9 protein-coding genes, 8 tRNA genes and 2 rRNA genes are annotated in these 14039 nt (G+C 41.2%); 16 read left to right on the top strand and 3 right to left on the bottom strand.

Going from position 1 to position 14039, the window contains the following annotated elements; translation table 11 throughout:
* The first annotated feature begins 256 nt into the window (after positions 1-256).
* The 16 genes from AC4BBR_RS16260 (at position 257) to AC4BBR_RS16185 (ending at position 11867) form a co-directional block, all read left to right on the top strand.
* Positions 257-3168 (top strand): 23S ribosomal RNA (locus AC4BBR_RS16260).
* 98 nt (positions 3169-3266) lie between these two features.
* Positions 3267-3382, top strand: a 5S ribosomal RNA gene (rrf, locus tag AC4BBR_RS16255).
* A 14-nt stretch (positions 3383-3396) separates the two neighbouring features.
* A tRNA-Val gene (locus AC4BBR_RS16250) sits at positions 3397-3469 on the top strand.
* A gap of 6 nt (positions 3470-3475) precedes the next feature.
* Positions 3476-3548 (top strand) — tRNA-Lys (locus AC4BBR_RS16245).
* 12 nt (positions 3549-3560) lie between these two features.
* Positions 3561-3642: transfer RNA gene (locus tag AC4BBR_RS16240), tRNA-Leu, on the top strand.
* A 35-nt stretch (positions 3643-3677) separates the two neighbouring features.
* Positions 3678-3750, top strand: a tRNA-Thr gene (locus tag AC4BBR_RS16235).
* A gap of 8 nt (positions 3751-3758) precedes the next feature.
* Positions 3759-3830 (top strand) — tRNA-Gly (locus tag AC4BBR_RS16230).
* A 15-nt stretch (positions 3831-3845) separates the two neighbouring features.
* A tRNA-Leu gene (locus tag AC4BBR_RS16225) sits at positions 3846-3931 on the top strand.
* Positions 3932-3994: 63 nt separating this feature from the next.
* A tRNA-Arg gene (locus AC4BBR_RS16220) sits at positions 3995-4068 on the top strand.
* Positions 4069-4152: 84 nt separating this feature from the next.
* A tRNA-Pro gene (locus AC4BBR_RS16215) sits at positions 4153-4226 on the top strand.
* 163 nt (positions 4227-4389) lie between these two features.
* A complete protein-coding gene (locus AC4BBR_RS16210; RefSeq protein WP_490460497.1) occupies positions 4390-4857 on the top strand; it encodes a CtsR family transcriptional regulator in 468 nt (155 codons plus the stop codon).
* Positions 4858-4861: 4 nt separating this feature from the next.
* A complete protein-coding gene (locus tag AC4BBR_RS16205; protein ID WP_490460496.1) occupies positions 4862-7351 on the top strand; it encodes an ATP-dependent Clp protease ATP-binding subunit in 2490 nt (829 codons plus the stop codon).
* A gap of 245 nt (positions 7352-7596) precedes the next feature.
* A complete protein-coding gene (locus AC4BBR_RS16200; protein WP_490460495.1) occupies positions 7597-8517 on the top strand; it encodes a peptidase U32 family protein in 921 nt (306 codons plus the stop codon).
* 13 nt (positions 8518-8530) lie between these two features.
* A complete protein-coding gene (locus tag AC4BBR_RS16195) occupies positions 8531-9772 on the top strand; it encodes a peptidase U32 family protein (protein ID WP_490460494.1) in 1242 nt (413 codons plus the stop codon).
* Between the two features lie 83 nt (positions 9773-9855).
* The gene (gene gor / locus AC4BBR_RS16190) at positions 9856-11208 is read left to right on the top strand and encodes a glutathione-disulfide reductase (RefSeq protein WP_490460493.1); all 1353 of its coding nucleotides are present in this window, start codon (positions 9856-9858) and stop codon (positions 11206-11208) included.
* A gap of 182 nt (positions 11209-11390) precedes the next feature.
* Positions 11391-11867 carry a hypothetical protein gene (locus AC4BBR_RS16185; RefSeq protein ID WP_490460492.1) on the top strand — a complete coding sequence of 159 codons (477 nt, stop codon included), beginning with the start codon at positions 11391-11393 and terminating at the stop codon, positions 11865-11867.
* Positions 11868-12011: 144 nt separating this feature from the next.
* On the opposite strand, the gene AC4BBR_RS16180 is transcribed toward AC4BBR_RS16185, so the two are convergent.
* From AC4BBR_RS16180 to AC4BBR_RS16170, 3 genes are read right to left on the bottom strand one after another with little or no spacing between them, the layout of a single operon-like run.
* Positions 12012-12998: a polyprenyl synthetase family protein gene (locus AC4BBR_RS16180; RefSeq protein WP_490460491.1), complete on the bottom strand. Its 987-nt coding sequence runs from the start codon at positions 12996-12998 to the stop codon at positions 12012-12014.
* Between the two features lie 39 nt (positions 12999-13037).
* Positions 13038-13598 (bottom strand): Gx transporter family protein, encoded by a 561-nt coding sequence (locus tag AC4BBR_RS16175; RefSeq protein ID WP_490460490.1) that lies wholly within the window; start codon positions 13596-13598, stop codon positions 13038-13040.
* 17 nt (positions 13599-13615) lie between these two features.
* Entirely contained in the window at positions 13616-14038 is a 423-nt protein-coding gene (locus tag AC4BBR_RS16170) for a NusG domain II-containing protein (RefSeq protein WP_490460489.1), read from the bottom strand.
* Between the last annotated feature and the right edge of the window lies 1 nt (position 14039).

Genomic DNA, 14039 nt, shown 5'->3' with positions numbered 1-14039 from the left:
TACACATTCGTCGATACTTTGTTCAGTTTTGAGAGGTTTACGTTTATCAAAAAAGTTAATCGTTTGATTATCTTTTTTCTTATAATGTTTCTCTCAAACGAATTGTTCATTGAAAACTGGATATTGAAGTAAAAAAGTAATCAAAACAAACCGAGAACACCGCGTTGAAGAGTTAATTAACTGTTCGAAGCTTATTTTATTGGTGACGCCTCTATCGCTAGAGAAACGAACCAAACAATTGATCGTAAGATCATAAGGTTAAGTGAATAAGGGCGCACGGTGGATGCCTTGGCATTAGGAGCCGATGAAGGACGGGACTAACACCGATATGCTTTGGGGAGCTGTAAGTGAGCTATGATCCAGAGATTTCCGAATGGGGAAACCCAGCATCTTTTATAGGATGTTACTTTCCAGTGAATACATAGCTGGTTAGAGGTAGACGCAGAGAACTGAAACATCTAAGTACCTGCAGGAAGAGAAAGAAAATTCGATTCCCTGAGTAGCGGCGAGCGAAACGGGAAAAGCCCAAACCAACAAGCTTGCTTGTTGGGGTTGTAGGACTCCGTTGTGGTAGTCTGTCAAGATAGTCGAAGAACTTGGAAAGGTTCGCCAAAGTGGGTAATAGCCCCGTAGACGAAATGTTGGCAACACCTAGGAGGATCCTGAGTACGGCGGAACACGAGAAATTCCGTCGGAATCCGCGGGGACCATCCCGCAAGGCTAAATACTCCCTAATGACCGATAGTGAACCAGTACCGTGAGGGAAAGGTGAAAAGCACCCCGGAAGGGGAGTGAAATAGATCCTGAAACCGTGTGCCTACAACAAGTCAAAGCCCGTTAATGGGTAATGGCGTGCCTTTTGTAGAATGAACCGGCGAGTTACGATTGCATGCGAGGTTAAGGTGAAGAGCCGGAGCCGCAGCGAAAGCGAGTCTGAATAGGGCGAATGAGTATGTAGTCGTAGACCCGAAACCATGTGATCTACCCATGGCCAGGTTGAAGGTGTGGTAAAACGCACTGGAGGACCGAACCCACGTACGTTGAAAAGTGCGGGGATGAGCTGTGGGTAGCGGAGAAATTCCAAACGAACTTGGAGATAGCTGGTTCTCTCCGAAATAGCTTTAGGGCTAGCCTCGGAATTAAGAATGATGGAGGTAGAGCACTGTTTGGACTAGGGGCCCATCTCGGGTTACCGAATTCAGATAAACTCCGAATGCCATTCATTTATATCCGGGAGTCAGACTGCGAGTGATAAGATCCGTAGTCGAAAGGGAAACAGCCCAGACCACCAGCTAAGGTCCCAAAATATATGTTAAGTGGAAAAGGATGTGGGGTTGCACAGACAACTAGGATGTTGGCTCAGAAGCAGCCACCATTTAAAGAGTGCGTAATAGCTCACTAGTCGAGTGACCCTGCGCCGAAAATGTACCGGGGCTAAACATATTACCGAAGCTGTGGATTACACCTCTGGTGTAATGGTAGGAGAGCGTTCTAAGGGCGTTGAAGGTCGATCGTGAGGACGGCTGGAGCGCTTAGAAGTGAGAATGCCGGTATGAGTAGCGAAAGACGGGTGAGAATCCCGTCCACCGTATGACTAAGGTTTCCTGGGGAAGGCTCGTCCGCCCAGGGTTAGTCGGGACCTAAGCCGAGGCCGAAAGGCGTAGGCGATGGACAACAGGTTGATATTCCTGTACCAGTTGTTTTTGTTTGAGCAATGGAGGGACGCAGGAGGCTAAGGAATGCATGCGACTGGAAGTGCATGTCCAAGCAGTAAGTCTTGAGTAGAGTCAAATGCTTTACTCTGTACGGACAAGCTGTGATGGGGAGGGAAATAATAGTACCGAAGTTCCTGATGTCACACTGTCAAGAAAAGCTTCTAGTGAGAAAACAACTGCCCGTACCGTAAACCGACACAGGTAGTCGAGGAGAGTATCCTAAGGTGAGCGAGCGAACTCTCGTTAAGGAACTCGGCAAAATGACCCCGTAACTTCGGGAGAAGGGGTGCTGACTTCGGTCAGCCGCAGTGAATAGGCCCAAGCGACTGTTTATCAAAAACACAGGTCTCTGCAAAATCGAAAGATGAAGTATAGGGGCTGACGCCTGCCCGGTGCTGGAAGGTTAAGAGGATGGGTTAGCTTCGGCGAAGCTCAGAATTGAAGCCCCAGTAAACGGCGGCCGTAACTATAACGGTCCTAAGGTAGCGAAATTCCTTGTCGGGTAAGTTCCGACCCGCACGAAAGGCGTAACGATTTGGGCACTGTCTCAACGAGAGACTCGGTGAAATTTTAGTACCTGTGAAGATGCAGGTTACCCGCGACAGGACGGAAAGACCCCATGGAGCTTTACTGTAGCTTGATATTGAGTGTTTGTACCACATGTACAGGATAGGTAGGAGCCGATGAACCCGGAACGCTAGTTTCGGTGGAGGCGCTGGTGGGATACTACCCTTGTGTTATGAACCCTCTAACCCGCACCACTTATCGTGGTGGGAGACAGTGTCAGGTGGGCAGTTTGACTGGGGCGGTCGCCTCCTAAAGAGTAACGGAGGCGCCCAAAGGTTCCCTCAGAATGGTTGGAAATCATTCGCAGAGTGTAAAGGCAGAAGGGAGCTTGACTGCGAGACTTACAAGTCGAGCAGGGACGAAAGTCGGGCTTAGTGATCCGGTGGTTCCGCATGGAAGGGCCATCGCTCAACGGATAAAAGCTACCCTGGGGATAACAGGCTTATCTCCCCCAAGAGTCCACATCGACGGGGAGGTTTGGCACCTCGATGTCGGCTCGTCGCATCCTGGGGCTGTAGTCGGTCCCAAGGGTTGGGCTGTTCGCCCATTAAAGCGGCACGCGAGCTGGGTTCAGAACGTCGTGAGACAGTTCGGTCCCTATCCGTCGCGGGCGTTGGAAATTTGAGAGGAGCTGTCCTTAGTACGAGAGGACCGGGATGGACTTACCGCTGGTGTACCAGTTGTTCTGCCAAGGGCATTGCTGGGTAGCTATGTAGGGAAGGGATAAACGCTGAAAGCATCTAAGTGTGAAGCCCACCTCAAGATGAGATTTCCCATTTCTTTAAGAAAGTAAGACCCCTGAGAGATGATCAGGTAGATAGGTTGGAAGTGGAAGTGCAGTGATGTACGGAGCGGACCAATACTAATCGGTCGAGGACTTAACCAAAGAAACGAAATAAAAAAGTATTTCGGGCTGTTTGATTACTACTTCAATCCAGTTTTGAGTGAATAAAAAGCACTCAATTAAATAGCAACAACACCCAGTGTGGTGGCGATAGCGAGAAGGATACACCTGTTCCCATGCCGAACACAGAAGTTAAGCTTCTTAGCGCCGATTGTAGTGAAGGGTTTCCCTTTGTGAGAGTAGGACGTCGCCACGCTAAAGTGTTGTCTTGGAGGTTTAGCTCAGCTGGGAGAGCACCTGCCTTACAAGCAGGGGGTCGGCGGTTCGATCCCGTCAACCTCCATTTTTTGAGCCGTTAGCTCAGTTGGTAGAGCATCTGACTTTTAATCAGAGGGTCGCAGGTTCGAGCCCTGCACGGCTCATAGAAATATTTTGCGGGTGTGGCGGAATTGGCAGACGCACTAGATTTAGGATCTAGCGCCTTACGGCGTGGGGGTTCAAGTCCCTTCACCCGCATCTTTAGTCTCGTTTTATTACTAGGCGATTATAACGCCGGCTTAGCTCAGTTGGTAGAGCATCTGATTTGTAATCAGAGGGTCGAGGGTTCAAATCCTTTAGCCGGCATCCAAACTGCGGAAATAGCTCAGTGGTAGAGCACCACCTTGCCAAGGTGGGGGTCGCGGGTTCGAACCCCGTTTTCCGCTTAGCCTTTTCAAAACGCCGGGGTGGCGGAACTGGCAGACGCACAGGACTTAAAATCCTGCGGTGAGTGATCACCGTACCGGTTCGATTCCGGTCCTCGGCATTGCTTTGAAACACTATGAATGGCAATTGTGAAATTGACAGAATAGGGGTTGAAAAGTATAAAGCACCCATAGCTCAACTGGATAGAGTGCTTGACTACGAATCAAGAGGTTAGGGGTTCGACTCCCTTTGGGTGCATAGTTGAAATGTTTGACTGCGATTTAGAAGGTAGTGAGTATTAGTTCCTTTTAAGCGTTTAGTCTTTTTTTTATTATTTAGCTACGGGAAGTAGCTCAGCTTGGTAGAGCACTTGGTTTGGGACCAAGGGGTCGCAGGTTCGAATCCTGTCTTCCCGATTTAAAGAACAGAGTGATTACTCTGTTCTTTTTTGTTCATTTGAATAATTAGCTAGTTCAATGTATTTACCTTTTCTTATCAATTCGGGCATTCTTCTTTATTAAACACTTGAAATTATGTATAATTAAGGTCAGTATTAGTCAAGGGAAAAGGATGAGTGTGATGAGTAATCAAAATACTTCGGATTTAATAGAGGCATATTTAAAAAAAATTCTTGAAGAAAGCAGTAAAATTGAGATTCGTAGAGCCGAGATGGCTCACTTATTCAATTGTGTTCCCTCCCAGATTAATTATGTTATCAATACACGCTTTACGATTCAACGAGGCTATTCTGTTGAAAGTAAACGTGGTGGTGGTGGATATATTAGGATCGCTAAAGTACAAATTTCTGATAGTGATCAACTACTAAAGCAAATAGCCCAATTTACTGGGAGTGAACTTTCGGAAAAAGATGCACTAATTTTTGTGCAAAAGTTGTATGAAGAAGAAGTTATTACCAAAAGAGAAGGAAATCTGATGTTGTCTGTTCTTGGAAAAACAGTTTTAGGCAAAGCGGGCTCAAATGAAGATTATTTACGTGCTCAATTAATGCATTCATTTTTAGAACGTTTGAGTTACGAGGAGGAATGATAGTATGGACGAATTATTTACAGAAAGTGCCAAGGCGGTATTAGCTATTGCACAAGAAGAAGCAAAATATTTTAGACATCAATCTGTGGGGTCTGAACATTTATTATTAGCACTAGTCTTAGAACCGAATGGAATTGCAGGGAAATCATTGCGTCAGTTGGACGTTGATAAAAATGATATTCGTGAAGAAATAGAGCACGTAACTGGCTATGGAACCGTTAAAGGATATCCTAAAGGTGCCTATTTACCTTATTCTCCTCGTGCAAAACAAATTTTTGCTTATGCAGGCGATGAAGCGAAACGTTTAGGCGCGCCAAATATTGGAACAGAACATATCCTACTTGGTTTATTAAGAGATGAAGATATATTGGCTGCACGTATTTTATTAAATTTAGGGTTAAGTTTGTCTAAGATGCGTCAGTTATTGATGAAGAAAATAGGCATTACTGATCCACAAATGAGTGGGAATGTAGGGCGTCGTCGTAATAATCAAGCTCAAAAAGCTGCGCCAAAAGGAACACCAACCTTGGATTCATTAGCGCGTGATTTAACAAAATTAGCGCGTGAAAATGATTTAGATCCTGTAGTCGGGCGTTCGCAAGAGGTTAGACGATTAATCCAAATTCTAAGTCGTCGTACGAAGAACAATCCTGTTTTAGTTGGTGAACCTGGTGTTGGTAAGACTGCCATTGCTGAAGGACTAGCTCAAAAAATTGTGAACGCTGAAGTTCCTGAGGATATGTTGGAAAAACGCTTAATGATGTTGGATATGGGTGCCTTAGTTGCCGGTACCAAGTATCGCGGTGAATTTGAAGATCGACTAAAAAAAGTAATCGATGAAATTTATCAAGATGGCGAAGTGATTTTATTTATTGATGAATTGCATACCTTAATTGGTGCAGGTGGTGCTGAAGGTGCGATCGATGCATCGAATATTTTAAAACCAGCCCTTGCAAGAGGAGAATTGCAAACGATCGGTGCAACAACACTAGATGAATACCAAAAATATATCGAAAAAGATTCAGCATTAGAACGTCGTTTTGCTCGTGTGCAAGTCGATGAGCCAACGCCGGAAGAAGCAGAAGAAATTCTAAAGGGTTTACGCTCTCGTTATGAAGAACATCACGGTGTGGAAATCACAGATGATGCGCTACATGCGGCAGTTCAATTATCTGTACGATACATTAATTCTCGCCAATTACCAGACAAAGCAATCGATCTGATGGATGAGTCTTCGGCTAAAGTTCGTTTAGATTTGGCAGATGAACCCTCTGAAATCAATAATTTACGCGTGGAAATCGCTCGTTTAGTTCAAGAAAAAGAAGAAGCGATTCAATCACAGTCTTTTGAAAGTGCAGCAAGACTACGCCAAAAAGAAAAAAAACTAGCACGTAAATTAGAAAACATTCTATTATTAGAACAAAAAGAAGCTTCCGGCTATGCGAATCAAGTGACGGAGCAAGATGTTGCGAATGTTGTCTCACAATGGACTGGCGTGCCGTTACAACAGTTAGAGAAAAAGGAAAGTGAACGTTTGCTTGAATTAGAAAGTATTCTACATCATCGCGTAGTTGGTCAAGAGGAAGCTGTTCAAGCCGTGTCACGTGCGATTCGTAGAGCTCGTAGCGGGTTAAAAGATCCAGATAGACCCATTGGATCATTCATGTTCTTAGGCCCAACAGGTGTAGGTAAAACAGAGCTTGCAAAAGCATTAGCTGAAACAATGTTTGGTAGTGAGGACGCCCTTGTTCGTGTGGATATGTCTGAATTTATGGAAAAATATAGCACGAGCCGTTTGATTGGTTCTCCTCCAGGATATGTGGGTTATGAAGAAGGCGGACAGTTAACTGAAAAAATCCGTCAAAAACCATATTCTGTCATTTTATTGGATGAAGTAGAAAAAGCTCATCCAGATGTCTTCAATATTCTGTTACAAGTACTGGATGATGGTCATTTAACTGATTCTAAAGGGCGTAAAGTGGACTTTAGAAATACAATTTTGATCATGACGTCAAATATTGGGGCAACAGCGATTCGTGAAGAAAAAAATGTCGGTTTTAATGTAAAAGATCTGACAAAAGACTACGATGCGATGCAAAAACGAATCATGGAAGAATTGAAAAAAGCATTCCGTCCAGAATTCTTGAACCGTGTGGATGAAACAGTTGTCTTCCGTTCATTGGATCAAGAAGAAATCCACGAAATCGTGAAAATCATGAGCAAATCTATCGTTAAGCGTTTGAGAGCGCAAGATGTCAATGTGAAGATCACAGCAGCAGCCATTGAAGTGATTGGAAAAGTTGGGTTTGATCCAGAGTATGGTGCACGACCAATTCGTCGAGCATTACAAAAAGAGGTCGAGGATCGTTTAAGCGAGGCATTACTTTCTGGTCAAATCCATCTGGGTGATAAAGTAACGATCGGTGCAAGTAAAGGCAAAATAACGTTGACTGTTAAGTCGCCTAAACCTGAACAAGTATTACAAACAATTTAATCAAAAAAATCAATAATTCGCTGTGCAAAACGAATCTGTTTTGTACAGCTTTTTTACTTTAGTAAAACTAGAATAAAGTTATTTATTTTGTGAAAAATGAACGTTAAAATATAGAGAGACTATTGGAAAGTTTGTGAACCTATGCTACTATAAAACAGTTGTTAGAAGACTATAGAAAAAGCTACAAGATATATTAATTATTCGAGGACTGAACAGCCTGCTCAGCTTTCAAAGGAGGATATAAAATGATTGAACTTATTGCGACTGCTGAGTCGATTGAACAAGCAGAGGCATTGTTAGCAGTAGGAGTAGACACATTATACATTGGAGAAGAGATGTTTGGATTACGTTTGCCGACGTCATTTTCTCGTGAAGAACAGCGAACTATTACCGAAAAAGCGCACGAGGTCGATAAAAAAGTAACGATTGCATTGAATGGTATCATGCATCCTGAAAAAATGAAAAAGGTTCCGGAATATTTGGCTTTTTTACAAGAAATTCAAGTAGATCAAGTAACAGTTGGTGATCCAGGAGTTGTATTTGTAATGCAACGTGATGGAATCGATATTCCCTATATTTACGATGGCGAAACCTTAGTGACTAGCTCTCGCCAAATCAATTTTTGGGCCAAACGTGGAGCAACGGGTGCAGTATTGGCGCGTGAAGTTCCTTTTGAAGAAATGAAAGCGATGAAGGAAAACTTGATGGTTCCAGCTGAAGTTCTTGTGTATGGCGCCACATGCATTCATCAATCAAAGCGCCCTTTGCTGCAAAACTACTATAATTTCACTAAAAATGATGAGTCAGCAGGCAAAGAGCGTGGTTTGTTTATATCAGAACCTAAAAAAGAAGAGACACACTATTCGATTTATGAAGACAGCCACGGCACGCATATTTTTGCGGATAATGATGTAAATTTAATTGGTGAACTGGACAAACTTCATGAGCATAATTACACAAAGTGGAAACTAGATGGGATCTATGCGCCAGGTGAAAATTTTGTAAAAGTAGCCAAACAATTTGTAGATGCAAAAGAAAAAATCAAAACAGGTCTTTGGTCGAGTGAGCAGGCACAAAAAGCAATTGATCAAATCGAAGCTTTACATCCAGAAAACCGTGGTTTAGATATCGGATTCTTTGATTTAGATCCAGACGAGATAAAATAAGGAGAAAAAACACATGACAAACGAACGAACATTGAAGCGTCCTGAGGTCTTAGCACCAGCAGGGACGCTAGAAAAACTAAAAACAGCCATTCATTATGGAGCAGATGCGGTATACATTGGCGGAAATGCTTATGGTTTGCGCAGTCGTGCAGGGAATTTCACAAAAGAAGATATGATCGAAGGTGTAGCATTTGCTAACGAACATGGGGCAAAAGTATACGTGGCAGCAAATATGGTCACGCATGAAGGGAATCAAGAAGGAGCAGGAGACTTTTTTAGGGAAATTCGTGATATTGGTATTTCAGCCGTAATCGTTTCTGATCCAGCCTTGATTGAAATTTGTGCAGCAGAAGCACCTGGCTTGCCGATCCATTTATCTACACAAGCTTCAGCGACCAATTATGAAACATTAGAGTTTTGGAAAAACGAAGGATTAGAACGTGTTGTTTTAGCGCGGGAAGTATCGATGGATGAAGTAGCAGAAATCCGTAAAAATACGGATGTTGAGATCGAAGCGTTTATTCATGGTGCAATGTGTATTTCTTATTCAGGTAGATGTACGTTGTCGAATCATATGTCGATGCGTGACGCTAATCGCGGAGGTTGTTCACAATCTTGCCGTTGGAAATATGAGCTTTATGATATGCCTTTTGGCGCTGAACGTACAAGCTTAACAGACAAAGGTGAAGTTGAAGAAGAGTTTTCAATGAGTGCGGTTGATATGGCGATGATCCAGCATATTCCTGAATTGATCCAAAATGGTGTCGATAGTTTTAAAATCGAGGGACGAATGAAATCAATTCACTACGTTTCAACTGTGGCGAATGTGTATAAAAAAGCTGTTGATACGTATATGGAAGATCCTGAAAATTATGAATGCAAACAAGAATGGATCGATGAACTCTGGAAAGTGGCACAAAGAGAACTTTCAACGGGTTTTTACTATCATGTGCCGACCGACGAAGAACAATTATTCGGAGAACGCCGCAAGATCCCTCAATATAAATTTATCGGGGAAGTGATGGCATATGATTCTAAAACAAAAGTCGCAACAATTCGTCAAAGAAATCATTTTAGTGTAGGCGATGAAATTGAATTTTATGGTCCTGGGTTCAATCACTTCCATCAAACAGTAGAAGTTATGTATAATGAAGAAGGCGAGTCAATCGATCGAGCACCAAATCCAATGATGATTTTAACAATGCCGGTAGAAGAACCAGTAGCGGTTGGGGATATGATTCGTAAGAAGAAATAAGTAATATGAATGAGGGATTGGCTGTCGTAGCTTATCCCTTTCATAGCAAAGTAAAGTTCATAAAATAAGGAGGATAAATAACAATGTCAAAACAATATGATTACATCGTAATCGGCGGAGGCAGCGGTGGAATTGCTTCTGCTAATCGTGCAGGTATGCATGGAGCTAAGGTTTTATTGATTGAAGCTGCAGATATTGGTGGAACGTGTGTCAATGTTGGCTGTGTACCAAAAAAAGTGATGTGGCAAGCAAGTTCAATGATGGAAATGATGAAACGAGACACAGAAGGATATGGATTTGATGTAGATGTAAAAGCATTTAGCTTCAAGAAACTCGTTCAAAATCGTGAAGCATACATTGATAACTTACACGCAGCGTATCATCGTGGATTAGATAGTAACAAAGTAGACGTTTTATCTGAATATGCAACGTTTGTTGATGATCATACAATCGAAGCAGGTGGAGAAATGTATACAGCACCTCATATTTTGATTGCGACTGGTGGACGTCCTAAAAAGTTGGGTATTCCTGGTGAAGAATATGCGATAGATTCTAATGGCTTTTTTGCTTTAGATGAATTGCCGAAGCGCGTTGTATTTGTTGGTGCAGGTTATATAGCCGCTGAACTTGCTGGAACAATCCACGGATTAGGCGCTGAAACGCATTGGGCATTTAGAAAAGAACGCCCATTACGAGAATTTGATGAAATGCTTTCTGAAAAAGTGGTTGAGCATTATAGTGAAGATGGTATGCATATTTATCCTCATTCAACGCCTCGTTCGATTGAGAAGTTTGATTCTGGAGAATTGATGATTACTTTTGAAAATGGAACTAAGATCACAGCGGACAGTATTGTTTTTGGAACTGGCCGTCAACCGAATACAGATACTTTAGGGTTAGAGAATACTCATATTGAGCTAACAGAAAAAGGCTACGTAAAAGTCGACAAATTTCAAAATACAACGCAATCTGGCGTATATGCTGTTGGGGATGTAATTGGTAAAATTGATTTAACACCTGTTGCGATTGCAGCAGGAAGAAGGCTTTCGGAACGTTTATTCAATGGGCAAGAAAATGAATATTTAGACTATGAAACGATTCCGACTGTTGTCTTTACTCACCCACCGATTGCGACAGTTGGTTTGACTGAAATAGAAGCAGAAGAAAAATATGGTGATGAGAATATCAAAGTCTACCAATCAACGTTTACTCCAATGTATTTTGCATTAGGAGAGTATCGTCAAAAATGCGACATGAAATTAGTGTGTGTTGGTGAAGAGGAAAAAATTGTTGGACTACATGGTATTGGTCTTGGCGTAGATGAGATGCTGCAAGGTTTTGCAGTCGCTATTAAGATGGGAGCTACGAAAAAAGATTTTGATAATACAGTCGCCATTCATCCAACCGGTTCAGAAGAATTTGTGACGATGAGATAAAAAATTAGGATGAGATGAACTTTTTTTAGTTTGTCTTATCCTTCATAGTTAAGTATTTCAGTAACCTTTATCTATACAGACAAATAATATTAGGGGTAATAGTTCGGTATGAATTTTATAAGTAGCTATATTAATAAAGTAGGTAAAAATTTTTTTTTCTTAGTACAACAGCTATGGTTTTTATGATAGTAGGTTTAGTTATAATTTCTATTTTTAATGGATTTAAACTGCCTCATATCACAGTAGAAGATATACTAGTTTCTCTTTTATTGGTATTCGCAGTACCAACTATAGTTTTGGGAATAGCAATGGTTTTGCCGCTTGTAAAAACATGTTATCAAATCAATAAGTACCTTCGTGAGAGTTCCAAGGAACAGCAGCAGGAATTACATAGATTACTAAAAAGTGAGTGCTCTGATAAAGAGGCGATGTGGCATCTTCAAGCGCGATGTAGTGAACAATTTATGATTTTTTTACCAGATATCGTTATAAAAAGAGACGAATTGGCATCTTGTAAACGGTTTGGCACAAAGAAATATTGGAGAGGAGGAACATATTATCGGGTAAAATTTATGTTGAAGAATGGAAAAAAGAAAGTAATCGACTATCCGACAACAGTGAGTGCAGATATAACGCTCAGGTGGTGGAAACGAAAATAAAAAGTCATATAGGTGCAAGCAATGAGTAGGTAACTAACTACATCTATTTGCTTCTAGCCAATTAGATTAAAAACCACACAATACGCACCTGTTATAAGTATTGAATGGTTTTAGAAATTTCAAGAATAGGCTTTTTTTTTGTTTTTAATTTGTTCGCGCAAGAATCGCTTGTGTGATTGTTAATAATTCATTTTTAGCATCAATGGATGTTTCAGGCAACTTATTAATGCTTTTTAATGCTCGTTGTGTATATTTTTCTGCGAGTTTCTGAGCTTTAACAACACCGCCAAATGAATGAACAAGTTCAAAGATTTTGTTGGTCTCAGTATCAGTCAACGTTTCACCTTTTTCAAGGTAAGGAAGTAACGTTTCACGACCTTCCTCTAAAGCATATAAAAGTGGTAGCGAATAGATCCCTTGACGGACATCTTCTAGTACGGGTTTACCAATTTGTTCAGGACTTTGTGTATAGTCTAAAATATCATCAATAATTTGAAAAGCAAGTCCAATATTTTCTCCGATTTTCCCGCATTTTTTAGCAAATCGTTCAGTTGACCCACTTTCATAAGCGCCGACAAAGCAACTTAATGAAAACAGTTCAGCTGTTTTACCAGAAATATTTTCGAGATATTGATCAATTGTCATATCAAGATTATAACGGTTATCCATTTGTCCCAACTCACCGCTCAATATTTTTTCCATACTTCTAGAATTTAGTTGGATACTGTTTAAAGAAGAGGAATAGTCTGCTAAAAGTTTAAAACAACTCACAAACAAATAATCACCAGCATAAACTGCTGTGCTATTACCAAACTGAGAACGAATCGTTGGTAAACTACGTCTGATGTCCGCGTTATCTACGATATCGTCATGAATCAAGGTAGCAGTGTGCAATAATTCAATAGCAGCAGCTAAAGCAACTGCTTTTTTAGGATCCCTACCTTCTCCAAATTGTGAAAATAGAAGCTGGTAAGCGGGTCTCAATAACTTGCCTCCAGAATGGATCATAGATAGTATAGCATTTTCAACCTCTTTATTTTTTAAGGTAACACTATTTTCCATTAGTTTTAGTGTACTGTTTAAATCCTTTGCTAGTTCAGGATGTTTTTTCCACATGGGATGAATGTTCATAAAATGACTCCTTTGATTGTACTCGATCAAACCAAGGTATTACTGGAGATATTGACTCCATTTATGCTTGGTTGTTGATTCATAACTTAACTGAAATTGGCGTAAGGTTTGAACATGGCGTAGTAAGTAGTTAGCTGCAATTCCTATAGCAATCCCGGATAATAAGCCCATAAATGAAAGAAATGGTAGATACAGCATAGGAGCCCATGACTCAGCAAAGAAACAAGTGGTCAAAAGTTGTCCAACATTATGTAAAAATCCACCTGCTGCACTGATTCCGATAATACTAACACGTTTTGGACCTAACTGCATGATCAGTAGCATGCCCAAATAACTAAGCAAAGCGCCACTAGCGCTGTAAAAGAAGGTGGAAATCGTTCCACCAAGCAAGGTGGTCAAAATCAGACGCATACAGACTAAAAAGAAACTGTCTCTTTTTCGCATGGTAAAAATGGCAATAATCGTAATCAAGTTAGCTAATCCTAATTTTGCACCTGGAGCAAAAGCAAAGGGATAAGGAATCATACTTTCAATTAAACCGATGATTACACCTTGGGCAACTAACATGGAAATGTAGATGTTTTTCTGTAATTTGCTCATATATATACTGGCACTGTTTAGTAAATCAAACTGCCATCCTCACTCCCGTCAGAAGCTACAACTGTGATGAATAAATTATGGGGTAAACAGGCAATCGGTGTTTCACCTGCTTTAGATATCCATCCTCGCTGTACGCAAATTTGATCTCCGCAATTCGTTTCAACCATACGGATTTTGTCGCCACTAATTTCAATTAGGTTATAATCGCCATCAGCTGCTTCATATTTGTATGTATAAGTGGGACCATCTTCTTTTAAATCAAAGACTTTGATAACTTCGCCGTCTACTTTTAAGACTGCTTGTTTTGCTGCATCGTCGCGCGCTGTATTTTGTATGCCAAAAACAACAAGGGGCAAGAAAGAACTGATGGTTAAAAGTAAAATAATAACAATATCCCACGGACGTATATAACTTTTTTGAATAAATTCTTTAAAATTCAAC

It is taken from the genome of Enterococcus sp. AMC1251 (assembly GCF_058216535.1).
This window is presented reverse-complemented; position numbering and strand designations above follow the sequence as displayed.